The organism is Virgibacillus salexigens, from assembly GCF_000723585.1.
Classification (GTDB): Bacteria; Bacillota; Bacilli; order Bacillales; family Amphibacillaceae; genus Virgibacillus; species Virgibacillus salexigens.
Genome location: NZ_CCDP010000002.1, coordinates 496,523 through 513,196, shown reverse-complemented (window position 1 = coordinate 513,196; position 16,674 = coordinate 496,523). Strand labels below are relative to the sequence as shown.

At 37.6% G+C, this 16,674-nt stretch carries 15 protein-coding genes, 15 tRNA genes and 1 pseudogene; 27 read left to right on the top strand and 4 right to left on the bottom strand.

Annotated elements, in window-relative coordinates:
- The first annotated feature begins 102 nt into the window (after positions 1-102).
- From BN990_RS15405 to BN990_RS23520, 18 genes are all read left to right on the top strand, one after another.
- A tRNA-Asn gene (locus BN990_RS15405) sits at positions 103-177 on the top strand.
- 3 nt (positions 178-180) lie between these two features.
- Positions 181-271 (top strand) — tRNA-Ser (locus BN990_RS15400).
- A gap of 9 nt (positions 272-280) precedes the next feature.
- Positions 281-352 (top strand) — tRNA-Glu (locus BN990_RS15395).
- A 21-nt stretch (positions 353-373) separates the two neighbouring features.
- A tRNA-Asp gene (locus BN990_RS15390) sits at positions 374-450 on the top strand.
- Between the two features lie 5 nt (positions 451-455).
- Positions 456-530 (top strand) — tRNA-Gln (locus BN990_RS15385).
- 4 nt (positions 531-534) lie between these two features.
- A tRNA-Gly gene (locus tag BN990_RS15380) sits at positions 535-609 on the top strand.
- Between the two features lie 6 nt (positions 610-615).
- Positions 616-704 (top strand) — tRNA-Leu (locus tag BN990_RS15375).
- Positions 705-707: 3 nt separating this feature from the next.
- Positions 708-784 (top strand) — tRNA-Arg (locus BN990_RS15370).
- Between the two features lie 6 nt (positions 785-790).
- Positions 791-867: transfer RNA gene (locus BN990_RS15365), tRNA-Pro, on the top strand.
- Positions 868-895: 28 nt separating this feature from the next.
- Positions 896-969 (top strand) — tRNA-Gly (locus tag BN990_RS15360).
- Positions 970-978: 9 nt separating this feature from the next.
- Positions 979-1,052 (top strand) — tRNA-Ile (locus tag BN990_RS15355).
- A gap of 315 nt (positions 1,053-1,367) precedes the next feature.
- Positions 1,368-1,442 (top strand) — tRNA-Gln (locus BN990_RS15350).
- A gap of 4 nt (positions 1,443-1,446) precedes the next feature.
- Positions 1,447-1,521: transfer RNA gene (locus tag BN990_RS15345), tRNA-Gly, on the top strand.
- A 5-nt stretch (positions 1,522-1,526) separates the two neighbouring features.
- Positions 1,527-1,600, top strand: a tRNA-Cys gene (locus tag BN990_RS15340).
- Between the two features lie 11 nt (positions 1,601-1,611).
- Positions 1,612-1,693 (top strand) — tRNA-Leu (locus BN990_RS15335).
- A 292-nt stretch (positions 1,694-1,985) separates the two neighbouring features.
- Complete coding sequence (locus tag BN990_RS15330) at positions 1,986-2,978, top strand: tRNA dihydrouridine synthase (protein WP_038246072.1); 993 nt, start codon at positions 1,986-1,988, stop codon at positions 2,976-2,978.
- 275 nt (positions 2,979-3,253) lie between these two features.
- Positions 3,254-4,471 carry an IS110 family RNA-guided transposase gene (locus BN990_RS15325; RefSeq protein WP_038245750.1) on the top strand — a complete coding sequence of 406 codons (1,218 nt, stop codon included), beginning with the start codon at positions 3,254-3,256 and terminating at the stop codon, positions 4,469-4,471.
- Between the two features lie 485 nt (positions 4,472-4,956).
- Positions 4,957-5,406 carry a helix-turn-helix domain-containing protein gene (locus tag BN990_RS23520; protein ID WP_038245749.1) on the top strand — a complete coding sequence of 150 codons (450 nt, stop codon included), beginning with the start codon at positions 4,957-4,959 and terminating at the stop codon, positions 5,404-5,406.
- A gap of 98 nt (positions 5,407-5,504) precedes the next feature.
- On the opposite strand, the gene BN990_RS15315 is transcribed toward BN990_RS23520, so the two are convergent.
- On the bottom strand, positions 5,505-6,059 hold the full coding sequence (locus BN990_RS15315) for a GNAT family N-acetyltransferase (RefSeq protein ID WP_021291965.1): 555 nt from the start codon (positions 6,057-6,059) through the stop codon (positions 5,505-5,507).
- A gap of 139 nt (positions 6,060-6,198) precedes the next feature.
- Positions 6,199-7,083 carry a LysR family transcriptional regulator gene (locus BN990_RS15310; protein WP_038245748.1) on the bottom strand — a complete coding sequence of 295 codons (885 nt, stop codon included), beginning with the start codon at positions 7,081-7,083 and terminating at the stop codon, positions 6,199-6,201.
- A 125-nt stretch (positions 7,084-7,208) separates the two neighbouring features.
- On the opposite strand from BN990_RS15310, the gene BN990_RS15305 reads away from it, so the two are divergent.
- Together BN990_RS15305 and BN990_RS15300 are read left to right on the top strand one after the other, a co-directional pair.
- Positions 7,209-8,432: an amidohydrolase gene (locus BN990_RS15305; protein WP_081856159.1), complete on the top strand. Its 1,224-nt coding sequence runs from the start codon at positions 7,209-7,211 to the stop codon at positions 8,430-8,432.
- A gap of 23 nt (positions 8,433-8,455) precedes the next feature.
- Positions 8,456-9,676: an amidohydrolase gene (locus tag BN990_RS15300; protein ID WP_021291968.1), complete on the top strand. Its 1,221-nt coding sequence runs from the start codon at positions 8,456-8,458 to the stop codon at positions 9,674-9,676.
- A gap of 179 nt (positions 9,677-9,855) precedes the next feature.
- Here BN990_RS15300 and BN990_RS22655 read toward each other — a convergent pair whose 3' ends face one another.
- Entirely contained in the window at positions 9,856-10,020 is a 165-nt protein-coding gene (locus tag BN990_RS22655) for a hypothetical protein (RefSeq protein ID WP_158295247.1), read from the bottom strand.
- Positions 10,021-10,491: 471 nt separating this feature from the next.
- On the opposite strand from BN990_RS22655, the gene BN990_RS15295 reads away from it, so the two are divergent.
- The 7 genes and pseudogenes from BN990_RS15295 (at position 10,492) to BN990_RS15265 (ending at position 15,661) form a co-directional block, all read left to right on the top strand.
- Positions 10,492-11,922, top strand: a complete 1,431-nt coding sequence (locus BN990_RS15295) for an alanine/glycine:cation symporter family protein (protein WP_038245746.1) — start codon at positions 10,492-10,494, stop codon at positions 11,920-11,922.
- A 271-nt stretch (positions 11,923-12,193) separates the two neighbouring features.
- A complete protein-coding gene (locus tag BN990_RS15290; RefSeq protein ID WP_038245745.1) occupies positions 12,194-12,478 on the top strand; it encodes a hypothetical protein in 285 nt (94 codons plus the stop codon).
- Positions 12,479-12,777: 299 nt separating this feature from the next.
- The gene (locus tag BN990_RS15285; protein ID WP_038245744.1) at positions 12,778-13,089 is read left to right on the top strand and encodes a hypothetical protein; all 312 of its coding nucleotides are present in this window, start codon (positions 12,778-12,780) and stop codon (positions 13,087-13,089) included.
- A gap of 303 nt (positions 13,090-13,392) precedes the next feature.
- The gene (locus BN990_RS15280; RefSeq protein WP_038245743.1) at positions 13,393-13,986 is read left to right on the top strand and encodes a YdeI/OmpD-associated family protein; all 594 of its coding nucleotides are present in this window, start codon (positions 13,393-13,395) and stop codon (positions 13,984-13,986) included.
- A gap of 194 nt (positions 13,987-14,180) precedes the next feature.
- A pseudogene (locus BN990_RS15275) lies at positions 14,181-14,499 on the top strand (M24 family metallopeptidase); the annotation flags it as partial.
- 134 nt (positions 14,500-14,633) lie between these two features.
- Positions 14,634-15,446, top strand: coding sequence for a nucleotidyltransferase domain-containing protein (locus BN990_RS15270; RefSeq protein ID WP_337588263.1), 813 nt, complete (start codon positions 14,634-14,636; stop codon positions 15,444-15,446).
- A gap of 38 nt (positions 15,447-15,484) precedes the next feature.
- Positions 15,485-15,661 (top strand): hypothetical protein, encoded by a 177-nt coding sequence (locus BN990_RS15265; RefSeq protein WP_158295246.1) that lies wholly within the window; start codon positions 15,485-15,487, stop codon positions 15,659-15,661.
- Between the two features lie 204 nt (positions 15,662-15,865).
- Here BN990_RS15265 and BN990_RS15260 read toward each other — a convergent pair whose 3' ends face one another.
- Positions 15,866-16,291, bottom strand: coding sequence for a hypothetical protein (locus BN990_RS15260; protein WP_021291977.1), 426 nt, complete (start codon positions 16,289-16,291; stop codon positions 15,866-15,868).
- Positions 16,292-16,674 lie beyond the last annotated feature (383 nt).

Sequence of the window (16,674 nt, the reverse complement as noted above, 5' to 3'; positions counted from 1 at the left end):
TCAACTTACATAGTTTCCGTTGAGAAAATCATAAAAAAATGTTGACTTTTAGCTCAGAATGCTGTATTATATTTCTCGTTGCAATTGTTATTGATCTTTTATTCCACAGTAGCTCAGTGGTAGAGCTATCGGCTGTTAACCGATCGGTCGTAGGTTCGAATCCTACCTGTGGAGCCATATGGAGAAGTACTCAAGTGGCTGAAGAGGCGCCCCTGCTAAGGGTGTAGGCCGTGTAAGCGGCGCGAGGGTTCAAATCCCTCCTTCTCCGCCATTTTTTAATGGCCCGTTGGTCAAGTGGTTAAGACACCGCCCTTTCACGGCGGTAACACGGGTTCGAATCCCGTACGGGTCATCATCCTAATTGCATAGGTCGGGTCCGGTAGTTCAGTTGGTTAGAATGCCTGCCTGTCACGCAGGAGGTCGCGGGTTCGAGTCCCGTCCGGACCGCCAGATGTTGGGCTATAGCCAAGCGGTAAGGCATCGGGTTTTGATCCCGTGTACCCCAGGTTCGAATCCTGGTAGCCCAGCCATTATGCGGAAGTAGTTCAGTGGTAGAACACCACCTTGCCAAGGTGGGGGTCGCGGGTTCGAATCCCGTCTTCCGCTCCAAGCCATGCCGGGGTGGCGGAATTGGCAGACGCACAGGACTTAAAATCCTGCGGTAGGTTTCTACCGTGCCGGTTCGAGTCCGGCCCTCGGCACCATATGCGCCCGTAGCTCAATTGGATAGAGCGTTTGACTACGGATCAAGAGGTTAGGGGTTCGACTCCTCTCGGGCGCGCCATGATTCCGGGAAGTAGCTCAGCTTGGTAGAGCACATGGTTTGGGACCATGGGGTCGCAGGTTCAAATCCTGTCTTCCCGACCATCGCAGAATTAAATAGATTTCCATCTTTGCGGGTGTAGTTTAATGGTAAAACCTCAGCCTTCCAAGCTGATGACGAGGGTTCGATTCCCTTCACCCGCTCCATGATTATATGGGCCTGTAGCTCAGTTGGTTAGAGCGCACGCCTGATAAGCGTGAGGTCGGTGGTTCAAGTCCACTCAGGCCCATTTGCTTTTTGAAGCAAAAAAGGTATTGACTTTACCTTATTGAGATGATATATTAGTAAAGTCGCCAATTTGAGAAGCGAAACAGTTGATGATAAAAACTTGAAAAAAGTTATTGACAAACGCTAATCAAACTGGTATAATAAAAGAGTTGCTGCAAAAAGCGACTAAAAAATATTTGCTCTTTGAAAACTGAACAAAACAACCAGTATGTCAAGAAAAACAGGTAACCTGTTATTTCTATAAAACAACCAGAAGGCAACTTCTGGAGAAGCTAAGAAGAATGATTAACGGTGTTTAATCATAAACAAACTTTATTGGGCTATAGCCAAGCGGTAAGGCATCGGGTTTTGATCCCGTGTACCCCAGGTTCGAATCCTGGTAGCCCAGCCATTATGCGGAAGTAGTTCAGTGGTAGAACACCACCTTGCCAAGGTGGGGGTCGCGGGTTCGAATCCCGTCTTCCGCTCCATATAGGGCGGTATAGCCAAGTGGTAAGGCAGAGGTCTGCAAAACCTTTATCACCGGTTCAAATCCGGTTACCGCCTCCATAAACGAACTTGCCGGTGTGGCGGAATTGGCAGACGCGCACGACTCAAAATCGTGTTCCTTACGGAGTGTCGGTTCGACCCCGACCACCGGTATCGATAAAAGCAGGAAATATGCCTTTAAGGCCAAGTGTTCTCACAGTTAGTGAGAGCTCTTTTTTTGTATCCATTTCGCACGAGCCAGGTTGAAAAAACGAGTGTTCTTTTAATGAACTACGTATCGTTTCTCCCTTAGGTGCGAATTTTCTGAAGGGTTTAAATTAGGCAATCCGTTTGATAAAAAGGGCTTAAGCATGATATAAGTGTAAAGGAAGCAAGGATACTTTGTTAGTTGATTTTGGGATTAGTTTTGGTCAATATCCCATAATGAGAGGATTGGAATTTGATTATGAAAGATAATTTTTGGCGTGATTTACCACGACCGTTTTTTATATTGGCACCAATGGAAGATGTGACAGATGTTGTTTTTCGCCATGTCGTTAGTGAAGCGGCCAGACCTGATGTGTTTTTTACAGAGTTTACAAACTCAGAAAGCTATTGTCATCCAGAAGGGCGACAAAGTGTGCGCGGGCGCTTGACCTTTACAGAGGATGAGCAGCCAATAGTTGCCCATATTTGGGGGGATAAGCCTGAGTATTTTAGAAAAATGAGTATTGGTATGGCTGAACAAGGATTTAAAGGTCTGGATATTAATATGGGATGTCCTGTAGCTAATGTCGCAGGGAATGGGAAAGGCTCTGGTCTTATCCGTCGTCCAGAAGTTGCAGCAGAGCTAATACAAGCTGCAAAAGCAGGAGGACTACCTGTTAGTGTAAAGACAAGACTCGGTTATACGTATATTGATGAATGGTTTGAATGGCTAAGACATGTATTGGAACAAGATATTGTTAATCTCTCGATACATCTTCGTACAAGAAAAGAAATGAGTAAAGTAGATGCTCACTGGGAGCTAATTCCGGAGATAAAAAAGCTTCGTGATGAGGTCGCTCCAGATACATTATTGACCATCAACGGTGATATTCCTGACCGGCAAACCGGCATGGAGCTTGTGGAACAATATGGTGTAGATGGAGTAATGATCGGACGGGGAATTTTTAAAAATCCATTTGCTTTTGAAAAGCAGCCGAAGCAGCATAGTAGTAAAGAACTGCTTGATATCTTAAGGCTGCACTTGAATCTTTTCGATAAATATTCAAAAATAGAACCACGTTCGTTCAAGCCCCTTCGCCGCTTTTTTAAGATCTATGTTCGTGGCTTTAAAGGGGCAAGTGAATTAAGAAGTCAAATGATGGAAACATTGTCAACGGATGAAGTACGTGCATTGCTTGATCACTTTGAGTTAAAAAATAGCGATTTAGTCGGAGGAGGAGAAGAATTCTAAGTAAGGTAAATCTTACACGGATAGCCCCCAAACATACTAAGATTAGTAGTACAAAACCAAGGCCATGGTTTTGTGCTACTATTTTTTTATAGTAGGAGTGAAGAAAAGCCGATCTAACTTTGGGATCAATATTGAATCCGCACCCCAAACAGGCTCACTTCACACCCTTATTTGAATCAAGTTAGTATGTTGGGTCCCTAGAGATCGTGTATAAGAAAGTGGAATCGATAAGGTTATGTGAAGACTTCTATGAGTAATTAATTGGAGGAGACGAAATGAAACCTGTAGTTGCGCTCGATGTAAGTAAAGGTAAAAGTACGATAGTTATTTATGATCAAAAACGCTGTATATTTGAAGGGGAAATAAATCATTGTCAAGCGGACTTCGAATCACTTCGTAAGCGAATGATATTGTTAGAACAACAAAAGGGTCAAAGACCGGAAATTGTTTTTGAAGCGACTGGGGTTTATTCAATGGCTTTGGAAAAATTTCTTCAAGATCGTGGATACATATATTGCCGCTTAAATCCACTTGAGGCAAAACTTCAGACAGCAGCTATGCGAAGAAATAAGACCGATAAAAGCGATGCGCATGAGTTGGCTAAAACACACTTTAAAATAAACCGTAAGCCAATATTTCAACAAGACACCTATTATAATCAAATGCGTGCCCTATCACGTTATTACGACGAAGTTGATGAAGAATTAATCCAACTACGGGGCAAAATGCATGCGATTTTACAATTATCTTTTCCGGAACTAGAACGAATGATTACACCAAGCTCAGCACTCTTTTTGAACATCGTTCAATTGTATCCGCAGCCATCATTTTTATTGGTACATTCAAAAACAGTAATTAGAAATAGCCTGAAAAAGAATACCAAAAAAAATCTTTCTCTTAAACTAGCAGATAAGAAGGCACAAGAGCTTTTACTAGTTGCCAAAAACTCATACCCAGCTATCGATGCATCGGATGTACGTTGTGAACAAGTAAGGGATTACGCAAGCAGAATTGCAGACTTAAGAGATAAGAAAGAAGAAATTATCGCAAAAATGGTTGCCTTATCTCTTGATAGAAAGGAATATCATATCCTTCGTTCATTCCCTGGCATTGGTGATGTGACGGCATGTAGAATTATTGGTGAACTAGGAGATATACGACGGTTTAAAAATGCCAAACAGCTGAATGCATACGTTGGAATTGATATTATGCGATATCAGTCAGGTAATACACAATATAGAGATCGTATCAATAAACGTGGCAATAAGAAACTACGGAAAATATTATATTTCATGATTTTTTCCATGATTTCATTACGAAAAAAAGGACAGAATCACATCGTTGATTACTATGACAAATTAAAAAAACAACCTCAGAGGAAACCTCATAAGGTTGCGGTGATAGCGTGTATAAATAAGTTCTTGAAAGTGGCATTTCACCTTATTTCACACAACATACCATACGATTATGAAATTGCTTCTACTCATTCATAATCACCTAGGCTAATCTCACTATACCATAAAGACCTTGCGAAAAAAATGGAAAAACGTTAGGTCTATTAGTCATGCGGAAATTTTGACTTACTCAGGAGGTTTATCCCCCCTGAATAAATCAAGGTAAATAATTCAAATAAATTGTGTAAAACACTTGACTGGAGGTAAGAAAAGTTAGAGGTTAATTGGGGGGGTGTGAATATGCCAGTATACTCCTTTGATTATTTTGAATCTTATCTATGCCGAAATATCAACGTTTCTCACTTGGTGGGAAACGTTTTTTAATCACTTAATAAGAAGAGCAACAAATTATCTTCCACGAGTGAGGTTGTTGTTTAAACCACCGCGTTCCTTAGTGAATGCTATATTTCCAAATGCCTGATATGGATAGAGTGCAACCATTCGTTGCATGGATGGTTCTGTTTATTCGCTTTACATTTAGACTATTTTCTACAAAGATAGATGTTAGGGAGGAGTGTTTATCATTGTACTTCAAAGAGCGTTTAAAAAGTGAAAGAGAGTTAAAAGGTTGGTCTCAAAGTGAATTAGCAGACAAGCTTCATGTTTCGAGGCAATCTATATCTAAATGGGAAACCGGAAAAAGCTTTCCAAACATTGAGCTGATTATCCAATTAAGTGATTTGTTTGGTATAACGATTGATGATTTTTTAAGGAGTGATGAGAGGTTGGAGAATAAAATTATAGATGATAGTAAAAATTTAGCCTATCCAAATTTAAAAAAGTTATTTGAAGCATTATTGATTCTGGGTGGTTTCTTTATCATGATAAAATGGTTTGTGCTGGGAGTAAATACATATATGGATACCGATATTTATATACATGGTGTTCCCTCCAATGTGTCAAATTATCTGCCGCTTGGTATGGCAACTGTAGGCTGGATTGGCGGAAGTATATTAAGCAAAAAGTATAAATAACAAACAAAGGGCAAGAATCACCTCATCTTGCCCTTTTTACTAATCTTATTTGCAGATATAAAAGGATTCAGTGAGTTAATAACAAAAAAGCCTATACTTTACTCAAATATAGGCGATTTAAGGTGATCTGATCTACGTTTTGAATATAGATTTAGGTCTATATATTTCCCGTCATCTTTCTCATACTGTCTAAGGGTGCCTTCAAACGTAAATTGAAGTTTTTCTATAAGGGAAATGGAATTTAAGTTATCAGGATCTATTTTAGCTTCAATTCGATTAAGATTGATAGATTGAAATGCGAGCTGTAACAATTTACTAATGGCTTCTTTAGCGTAACCTTTCCCCCAAAATTCTTTTGCAAGTTCGTACCCAATTTCTGCTTTGTTGTTTTCTTGATCGATGGAATTAAAGCCACATGTTCCAATAATATGATTTGTAGATAATTCAATTATGGAATAACGTATAGCTTGGTTATCTTTATACAATTGATTCAAGAATTGAATCATTTCTACTGCCTGGTTTTCATCCGTAAAACTACTTATATTCATGAATTTAGTCACTTCTGGATCAGACCATATTCGAAATAGCATGGATGAATCATTAACTGAGATTTTCCTTAAAAGAAGTCTATTGGTCCGTAAAGTTGTAATCAATACTTATTCCTCCAATATAAAATGAATATGGGTTTTAAATATTGATATCCGTGCATGATTCAATCCCTTCTGTTTGTAAGCTAATTTGATTATACAAAGTTCTTGGAGGATAGTAAAATATGAATGTAGCTAGAGCAATTTAATATGCCTTTTTTAATAATTCGACAAAGTTTTCTGCGGCGGCAGATAAGTGATGATTTTTAAGCCAAATTAATCCTATAGATCCTTTTACGTTTGCTTGATTGGAAATCTTATAGATGTGAATCGGGTATCCACTGTGTCGTTTCAACAAAGTTTCTGGAACGATGGAAGCAGCAAATTCAGATGAAATGAGGTCCATTAATAGCGTAATGTCTGAGCACTCCCCAATTATATTTGGTTTTCGCTTTGTTTTTGAAAATGCCTCAAGAACTAAATAATGTACGCCCAACCCTTTTGTACTAGGCAGAACAAGCGGAAAATCATGAATCTCTTCAAGACTTACCTCATGGGTATGTTGAAAAGGTTTATGTTTGTTGGATGTAATAAAGTAAAATGGTTCTGTATGAAGATGGAGAACGGAAAAGTCATCCAAATCTAATGGTAATCGAATTATTGCTAGCTCAACGATTCGATCCTTTACTAATTGGCAAAGATGAGCCGATTCATTTTGTTGGATCTTATAAGTGACTTTCGGATATCTGCTTCTAAATTGATGTAGTATTTCCGGTAATTCGGCCACTGAAAATGTATTAATGCCAAGTGTTAATCTTCCATTTACGCCATATCCGACTTCTTTTACATTCACTTTTGCTTCTTCCATTAGCTGTGTCACCTGCAAAGCATACGTATATAAAGCTTTACCAGACTCCGTTAATTCTAAATACCTTCCACTTCTTTCTATTAATTTGCAACCAAGTTCATCTTCCATTGCTTTTAAATGCTGACTTAAAGGTGGTTGAGAAATATGAAGCCTTTCTGCTGCTGCCGATATTTTTCTTTCTTCTACGATCGCGATGAAATAGCGTAATTGCCTTATATCCAAGATGACTCACTCCTTTAGTATATGAAAAACTTTAGTAAAATTAAGTTTATTTATATTTTTGATATAAGAAATCTCATGATAACATAGTTACATAGGAATGAAAAATCAAGAGAAAGGGGATCCACATGCAGCACAAACCATACTGGTTAATAAATGTTCGATTAGAGGTCGGTTACCAATATGATAATGATATCGTCACTGGAACAAATACCGAACAATTTCATATTCGTGTGGAAGATGGAAAGATTGCAGAGATGGTGTTGGCTGATGAACCTATAGAAGATCATCTACCTAAGCAAGATGCAAAGGGTTGCTTGCTACTTCCGTCATTTCGAGACATGCATATTCATCTTGATAAAACCTTCTATAGTGGACCTTGGAAAGCACCAACGGTTCCAACACAAGGGATTTTTACAAGACTAGAGGAAGAAAAAGAATTGCTTCCAAAAATGCAGCCCTTTGCTGAAGACAGGGCAAAGAAACTTATCGATTTGCTCCTATCTGCAGGGACAACTAACATAAGAACACATTGTAATGTCGGTCCTATAGAAGGGATGAAGAACCTGGAAGCTACTGTACGAGCAAAGGAAGCTTATAAAGAAAAGGCTAATCTAGAAATTGTTGCTTTCCCTCAACAGGGCTTGCTACGTAGCGATTCTTATTCATATATAAGGGAGGCCTTACAAAACGGTGCTTCAATAATAGGTGGAGTTGATCCAGCTTCCATTGATGGGAATATTGAAAAATCCTTACAACAAACGATGGAATTAGCTGTTGAAAATAATAAAGGTATCGATCTTCATTTACATGAACCAGGTCATCTGGGGATATTTACGATGAAACGATTAATCGCTCTTACGGAAGAAGCAGGGTGGCAGGGGAGAGTTAATATCAGTCATGCTTATGCTTTGGCTGACATATCGTGCCAGGAAGCTGAAGAAATGGCAGTATTACTCGCTCACCATGGCATTTCTATTACATCAACGGTTCCTATGGGAAAAACCATTCCAATCCCATTATTGAAGGAAAAAGGAGTAAGCGTATCCTTAGGTGATGATAGTATTATTGATCATTGGTCCCCCTTTGGAAAAGGAGATAGCTTGGCAAAAGCAGGGAGGTTAGCTGAACGTTTTGGTTTAAGTGATGAACGATCTCTTGGACAAGCGTTAGGCTATATTACAGGAGGGATAACATCCTTAGATGAACAAGGGGAGTTCATGTGGCCTCAACCTGGTGATGCTGCTGATTATGTTCTAGTTGATGCCAGCTGTACTGCTGAAGCAGTGGCAAGGCGGTCGCCAAGGAATGCGGTCTTTTTCAAAGGAAAAATCGTAAGCGAAGATAAATAATTTTATATAGGGAGGATGTTTAGATGCATGCTGGTTTTTGGTTAACAAATGTTCGACTAGAGACAGAGTTTCGATTTAGTGCTGGAGATGTGATCGGAACGAAAACGGGCGTATTTCATTTATTTATAAAGGATGGAGAGATTAGCAAGGTATTATCGGCAGACGAGATGCTCACAGATGATGTACCAAAGAAAGATGGAAAAGGATTTTTAGTATTACCATCTTTCATAGAAAAGCATTGTCATTTAGATAAAACGCTGCTGGGAGAAAACTGGCGTCCTGTCATTCCAACATCCAGTATTTTTGAACGATTTGAAATTGAGAAGCAGGTCCTACCCTCGTTGGAAACATCGACACAATCTCGGGCGGAAAAATTACTTGAAACATATATGCAGTCTGGTGTGACACATGTGCGAACACATGTAGATATTTATCCGGAAGTAGGTCTAAAGAATTTAGAAGCAGTGCAAAAGGCATTACAAGCATATGAAGGAAAGTTATCGTATGAATTGGTTGCCTTTCCTCAACATGGGCTATTACGATCAGAAGCCAAGCATTTAGTTAGGGAAGCTGTTCACAAGGGTGCAACGCTAATAGGTGGAGTTGATCCTGCCACAGTGGATGAGGACATAGAAACATCTTTACAAGAGATGGTGAAGATCGCGGCAGAAGAGAATGTAGGAATCGATCTTCATTTGCATGATCCAGACCATTTAGGAATATTTACAATGAAAAGATTAGCTGCGTTAACAAAGGAAGCTAATTTAGAAGGGAAGGTTGCGATTAGTCATGCCTTTGGACTTGGAGAAATACCTACTTCTCAAATAGAAGAAATGGCCGATCTATTAGCTGATGCGGGCATATCCATTATTACCAGTGTGCCTATTAACCGCAAATTCCCACCAGTTCAACTATTACATGAACATGGCGTAAAAGTTGCTGTTGGCTGTGATAATATTTTTGATGTTTGGTCCCCCTTTGGTAATGGCGATATATTAGAGCGTGCAAGTCGATTAGCAGAAATTTCTAAATGGGTAGATGAACGGTCATTAGCTCAAACACTCTCCTTCATAACAGGAGGTGTGACCCCATTAAACAGGGAGGGTCAACAGGTTTGGCCAAAAGTAGGAGATGAAGCTAGTCTTGTTTTGGTAGACGCGTCCTGTTCAGCAGAAGCTATTGCGAGAAGAGCAAAACGAAAAGCTACAGTATTTAAAGGTGAATTTGTTTCGGGTTCATTTTAATAAGGGGTCGATAGAACAGTAGGAATTACTCCTGTTGTTTGTTTTTTGTTCATATACTAATAAAACCCTAAAAAATGAACTCAGGAGGATTTAGGTGGTCAGAAAACCGCATAAATTATTTTTAAGTAAATTCAATTAAAATAAATATCTTCTATTTCAAGACTATTGGGGTCTTTTAATTATGTATCAAGGTCATTTTTCAAAAAGGAAGATTCTTCCCTATCCGTAATTTCAAGTTTATCTTTTATTAGTTCGAGTTCCTTTAATATTACTTTCGTATTTAACCAAGCGGCTATGGATGCAAAAATCGTTATAATTAAAATGATAGTAATAAGAATTTCCAAGATTTCACGCTCCAATCATTTATTAATAATAACATAGTTCCGACTATGTAACAGTAAAACTATATACTTATTCTAATCATCCGATAAATAAATGAGAGCTGATTGTTTGAGTATAGATTTTAGTCCTTTAGAACCTGCATTAGATTATATATGGTGGGGCATATTTAAAATTCTTTTTATCCCTTTTATTTTCGCAATAATTAGTGGTTTGTTCCTAACTTTTGTAAGGGTCCCAAATAAGCTTATCAATCTTATATCGATATTAATTTTCTTGTTTTTATTTGTGAGGATGATCTTGACTTTGGAATGATTTTCAAAAAGAGAAGATAGATTTATTGTGATCTCGATGATGGATCGGGATCTTTTTTATATTGGCAGATAATCTAACCAGTTTGTTGTTAGGATATATACGACATGATAACTTGAAACAGTAATAGTCAGAAAAATGAATAAAAAAGAAGGGGTGGAAGAATGGATCAGATCATGGAGTTTATTGGACAGGTTAACGGTATACTGTCTACATATTTAACAATTCCTGTTTTATTAGGAGCAGGATTATTTTTTACAATCTTTTCGAAGTTTGTTCAGTTTAGGTATATGAAGGAAACATTTCGTGTTTTATTTGAAAAGACACCTGGTGAAAATGGGAAAGAGATTTCTGCTTTTAAATCTTTTTGCATTGGCTCTGCAACTCGAATAGGTACTGGTAATTTAGCAGGGGTGGCTGTGGCAATAACCATGGGTGGTCCTGGAGCAGTATTTTGGATGTGGATTGTTGCACTTGTTGGTGGTGCAACTGCCTTTTTTGAGTGTACGTTAGCTCAAGTGTATAAGATACGTGATGGTAAGGATGCCTTTAGGGGTGGGCCAGCTTACTATATCGAGAAGGGGCTTAAGCAACGGAGGGTAGGAATCGTTTTTGCTATCCTAATCGCTGTTACATTCGGTCTTATTTTTAATTCGGTTCAAAGTAATACAATTGCTGCAGCAGTCAGTTCTACCTTTAATATACCAACATTCGCAGTGGGACTTGGCCTCGTTGTTATTTCTGCACTTATTATATTTGGTGGCGTCCATCGCGTAGCTAATTTCTCTAGTGTCGTTGTCCCAATTATGGCAGGGATTTACTGTTTAATCGCTTTTGTAGTTGTGGCAATGAATATTACTGCACTACCTGATATTTTGGCTTTTATTATTTCTAATGCCTTTGGTTTTGAACAGGTTATTGGCGGTGGAATAGGCGCTGCGATTATGCAAGGAGTAAACCGTGGTTTATTTTCCAACGAGGCTGGCATGGGAAGTGCGCCAAATGCAGCAGCCTCTTCGCATGTGTCTCATCCAGTAAAACAAGGGTTTATTCAAGCGGCAGGGGTATTCCTTGATACCCTTGTTGTTTGTACCGCTACAGCGTTTATTATTTTAGTATCGGATCTTGCTGAGTTTGGAAGTGAAGCGGGAATAACGCTGCTTCAGGATTCCTTAACAAAGCAAATTGGCAGCTGGGCAAGTATATTTGTAACATTAGCCATTTTTCTATTTGCATTTAGCTCGATTGCTGGAAGTTATTATTATGGAGAAAAGAATATTGAGTTTATTCGAGAAAATCCTACCGCTATTTTAGTCTATCGCGTAGCTACCTTAGGAATGGTAATGTTTGGTTCGATAGCAAGTCTTAGTCTGGTCTGGGCCCTTGCTGATGTGTTTATGGGATTAATGACAATGATTAATATGTATGCGGTAATACGATTAAGTAAAGTGGTCTACAAGGTTTTCGCAGATTATATGGAACAACGAAAAGCGAACGTTGAACCAGTATTTGAACCAAGGAAGCTTGGCATTGAAGAAGCAGTAACCTGGGAAAGACTCGATTTTGAAAATGTAAAACATAAGAAAGTGGTTTAGTTAAATAAGACCGTTGTGACGATCACGACGGTCTTGTTTTTAATGTGAGGAGATATTGCTTGCAACAAGGTTGTTCAATAAAAATCATGATTAATGTGATATATATGTTATTATGAACCAGAGGATTGTTACATAATTTGGTAATAAATTCATGTTACTGCGAACCAAGAAGAAAAATGAATCAGATGAACATAGCTATTCTTGCTCCATGTTCAATTAACTATAACATGTGTAGATATTATAACATCAAGTAGCGTTTGGAGATGGTAAAATGGTATTCGTTGTTGGATATGGAGTTGCATGTATAGCTGCTATGATAGCTTATCTTCTAAGCAGAGATAAGTCTAGAAATAGCAAATATAAGATTTGGGGCATCGCTTTGATGGTGCCTATTTCCAAATCCTTGTCTTTTGCTATTGGGTTAATCTATGCGACCATTGTTAAAAATGGTTGGGCTGGATTGATCATGTGGTATATTTTTTCCATTATCTTTATCATAGGATTGATGATGCTTGCGGTTGGTATTCTCAAAAAAGAGAAAGCAGAAAACCTTTGATTCGGGGACAATATTTTAATATTATTATTTTAAATACTGATCAAGGATGTTCTGAAGAAGCATTGTCATCATGGGGAATTTTTTCCTCTGATTAATCCTTTGAGGAGTGTATGAATTTTAAAAGCCATACTACATCTATGTCGGGAGAGAAAACTTTTATCCTAGAATTTGCATGATAGTTATTTAAATTGCATTTTTGCTATGGGTTGGAAGTTTTTTTCTTTAATTTGTTACATGGACTGGAAAAGCGGTTGATTTCGTTACTTCCTATTATATTTATTTGAGAGGAGAAGCATAGAATGTCTTTATTTATTGGATTCTTATTACCTATTTTTTTGGTAGCTATCTATGTCTTTTTTAAATTTTCCTGGAGTAAAGAATCGAAAGATGAAAGTGGTAAACAAATAGTAATGAAGGCAGCTGAGAATGCGATCCCTATTTTCCCGACCGGTTGGTTATTGATGGAATATTATCATCGCTATATTCAAGAAATTTCATTGCAGCTATATAGAGATTATATGGGCATACTATTTTGCATCACATTTATAGTAATCGGATTCAGTATCGTAGTTTTAAAGCAAAAAAGAAAACAGAATAACAGTACTGGATAACAAACACAGTCGTTGAGGGAGGTCATTAGTTATTTTTCTTATTATGTAGGGCTATCCTGCTGTTAAGGTTCTTAGGGAATACAATTGTTTCTTTCATAAATACTTGTAAGAAGAGTAAGAAAAAGAGTATTTATATTTTTTACTGATTGGCATAGCAATTTTCTTTTTAACTGGTTGGTCACAAAGAGTTAGAGATCAAAACGAATGATGGTTTAAAATCAAAAAAACAGAAAGGGTTTGGAGGGAATTGAAATAATAAATCTTAACTGTTAGCTACAAGAAAAGTAAAAAAGAGGTGCCTTAATGACAAATAGTAGAACAAATCCTAAGGTTGATGAGTATTTAAGTGAGGTTAAAAAATGGCAGGCAGAAACGGAAAAACTGAGAATGATCATTCTCAACTGTGGGCTAACCGAAGATCTGAAGTGGCGTAAACCATGTTATACGTTCCAGAATAGTAACATAGTTATAATACAAGGATTTAAAGAATATTGTGCGCTAATGTTTTTCAAAGGCAGCTTGTTACATGACGCCAAGGGAATTCTAATTAAACCCGGGGAGAATTCGCAGGCGCAACGTCAAATTCGATTTACAGATGTTCGAGAAATAGTTGAGCTGGAACCCGTTTTGAAATCCTATATTCATGAAGCCATTGAGATCGATAAAGCAGGTTTGCAAGTGAATTTTAAACAAAAGAAAGAATTAAAATTTCCTGAAGAACTTCAAAATAAATTCAAAGAATTCCCTGCCCTGAAAAATGCTTTTGAAGAATTGACACCTGGGAGGCAAAGAGCGTACATAATTTATTTCTCACAGGCCAAGCAATCCAAAACGCGAGCATCTAGGATTGAAAAATATATGCAGCAAATTCTCAATAGAAAGGGATTACATGATTAAGTGTGTCAGTGAAAGCATAAATGAATCAGACTTTTCAATGGATCACTTCCTTTCTTTTTTATCATAATTTAATTATAGGGCAATTTACTGAACAATAAGTTACTTAACGAATAGTATGAATAAGGAATATTGCTAAATTAAAATTATTGGACCATTTAATAGATAATAAAAAATACAAAATGGGAGGTTTGAATATGACAGTTGAAAGTGAAAAAGAGGTTGAAGGATTAAAGAGAATCGGAAAAATCGTTGCAGCGACTATAAGGGAGATGAAACGCCAAACATGTGTCGGCATTGACGACTAAAGAATTAGATGATATTGGATTAAAAAGCCACGGAGCTGTATCTGCACCAAAGACAACTTTTCCTGGTAATACGTGCATAAGTATTAACCATGAAATTGCCCATGGAATTCCAGGGAATCGGAAAATTCAAGAAGGTGACTTAATTAATATTGATGTTTCCGCTGAACTTGGAGGTTATTTTGCTGATGCAGGACATTCTTTTCAACTGCCTCCGTACAAACCTACTTTAACGCATCTGAACATACAATAATTATTACAAGGGATCAGCCCATCATTACTACTGTAGCCTAGTTTATTTTCTAACGGGTTCCATCATCGTATCGATAAAATTAAAGGAGGAAGATTAAAATCAGAGGTCTACAAGCTGGATATGGGTTAGACAGAGATGGTTACATTATAAGTGACGTCTCTCTAGACAAAATTGATAATGTCTACTTTCCATGCATTAAAGAGGCTGTTGAGAAACTAGGAAGGGTATTCCCCGATTTACTACATAGTGTCTATGTATATGGCAGCGTTGCAAGAGGCGAAGCTGTGGCGATTAAGTCAGATCTAGACCTTTTAGTTATATTCAATGGTGTGCTGCGAACGGAAGCGTCGATGGAATTAAAGAGCCTTTCTAAAGAGTTGTCTCTACGATATAATTATTTGGTTCGCGAAGTTGGCTTAGCTGTTGCAAACTACGATTACGTGATTAATCCGGAGAATTACTATGAACAAGCATTTCTAAAGGAAATCTGTGTTTGTGTCCACGGAGAAGATCTTCGCGAACGGTTCGGCCCTTACAAACTCACATCTGAAATAGCTGTAAGTTTTAATGGAGATATTCGCGATGTTTTTGCTCGGACTATAAACCGGTTAGAAGTAGCTTCCAACAAGGAATTTAAAACACTTATACAAAACTTTGCTCGTAAGCTCATTCGAACATACTATTCTATGGTGATGGAACGATCTCAGATTTGGACGACACGCCTTCATGAGCAGTCTGAGGTTATTATCAATTACTTGCCACATAAGGAACCTATTATTCACACCTTGCAGAACTGGATAGAAGAGTCACCAACCAACCGAGAACCAGTACTAGAGTTATTTCAGAGCGAGGGCAGCTGGGTTACTGAAAACTTTGAATATGAAGCCCGTATTCCTTATTTATAAAATAAATTGATACTATTTCAAGTTGGAAGGGATAAATGATGAGATTGTTCTTTTTTTTTGCTTTTGCTATTTTCGTTTTAATAGGTTGTCAAGAAGAACAATCTAGTGAAAATGCAGAAGTTGAAGTAACTTTTTATGTTGTTAATGAGGATCAGATTCCGTTGGGGGACGCAGCAATAAGTCTTGTGAGACCAAGCAAGGGGGAAAAGGAATGAATCTAGATCCTACCAATGAGGATGGAAAAACAACAGCAATTTTAATTGTTGGAGAAGATTGGAAGTAGCACAAAAGAGGTGCAAAACAAAGAGTTGATAGTTTCAAAGAGAGAAAATGACTTTACGTTAGTAGTAAAATAATAGTAAAACCTTTTCTATCTCAATGATCAGTGGGGATCATCTTTTTCGATAGTAGTAATAAAATCACTTGTTTATTCTGTTTTTAACAAAATAGATACTAGTCAATATTATTAGCGACAAAATCATTAAACCTATGGTTGGAGCAGCACTTATTTCCTCGTATGGATACGCAGCTTCTCGGATAGCCTTTTTAAATTTACCATTATTTTCTTGAATAGCTATAGCCTTATCTGTGCTAATACCCTCAATAGAATAGTATTTGGTACCTTTTTCATACACATTGGAAAAGTTCCCGGAGTATTGTTCCATATCAGAATACATTGTAACTTCCCCAATCTCTTTATGTATTTGAGTTATGTATTCATCGCTAACTACATAAATCGATCCATCCCACACGACAAATGGATAAGCCCATGATGTTGCGAAGGATGTTATAGTTGGAATCAAAAATGAAAACAATATAATACATGGAATTACATGTTTCCCCATCCTAATAAGCCCCCTTATATTAGAATAGACGTGTATGATTCTGTTACGTTTCACTAACATACTCGCTTTTTTATTGTAAAGACGAGGAAAAAACTAAAAAGCTAAAAGATTAGTTACGAAAGGGAGGGCAGGATACTATGTCTTTAAAAATAGTTATATCACACCACTAATCGTTGCAATAGCTGGTTATATCTCGTCCACAATGTTTCAATCTACCTTGGTTTTAGGTAACACTGTATGTAGGATTATCGTTATTATCAGGGCTAATTAGTAAACTAATTTGTTCTAAGAATAACTATGATGATAGATAAACGTAAAGATATCCTATGGCTTCTCCAGCATTTCTAGTGATTATCTATATCGCTATTTAATATAAAGCAACA

Coding starts and splice junctions, on each gene's coding strand:
- BN990_RS15330 (WP_038246072.1), top strand. CDS start 1,986: ATGAAAGATAATTTTTGGCGTGATTTACCACGACCGTTTTTTATATTG.
- BN990_RS15325 (WP_038245750.1), top strand. CDS start 3,254: ATGAAACCTGTAGTTGCGCTCGATGTAAGTAAAGGTAAAAGTACGATA.
- BN990_RS15305 (WP_081856159.1), top strand. CDS start 7,209: ATGCAGCACAAACCATACTGGTTAATAAATGTTCGATTAGAGGTCGGT.
- BN990_RS15300 (WP_021291968.1), top strand. CDS start 8,456: ATGCATGCTGGTTTTTGGTTAACAAATGTTCGACTAGAGACAGAGTTT.
- BN990_RS15295 (WP_038245746.1), top strand. CDS start 10,492: ATGGATCAGATCATGGAGTTTATTGGACAGGTTAACGGTATACTGTCT.
- BN990_RS15290 (WP_038245745.1), top strand. CDS start 12,194: ATGGTATTCGTTGTTGGATATGGAGTTGCATGTATAGCTGCTATGATA.
- BN990_RS15285 (WP_038245744.1), top strand. CDS start 12,778: ATGTCTTTATTTATTGGATTCTTATTACCTATTTTTTTGGTAGCTATC.
- BN990_RS15280 (WP_038245743.1), top strand. CDS start 13,393: ATGACAAATAGTAGAACAAATCCTAAGGTTGATGAGTATTTAAGTGAG.
- BN990_RS15265 (WP_158295246.1), top strand. CDS start 15,485: ATGAGATTGTTCTTTTTTTTTGCTTTTGCTATTTTCGTTTTAATAGGT.
- BN990_RS15260 (WP_021291977.1), bottom strand. CDS start 16,291: ATGGGGAAACATGTAATTCCATGTATTATATTGTTTTCATTTTTGATT.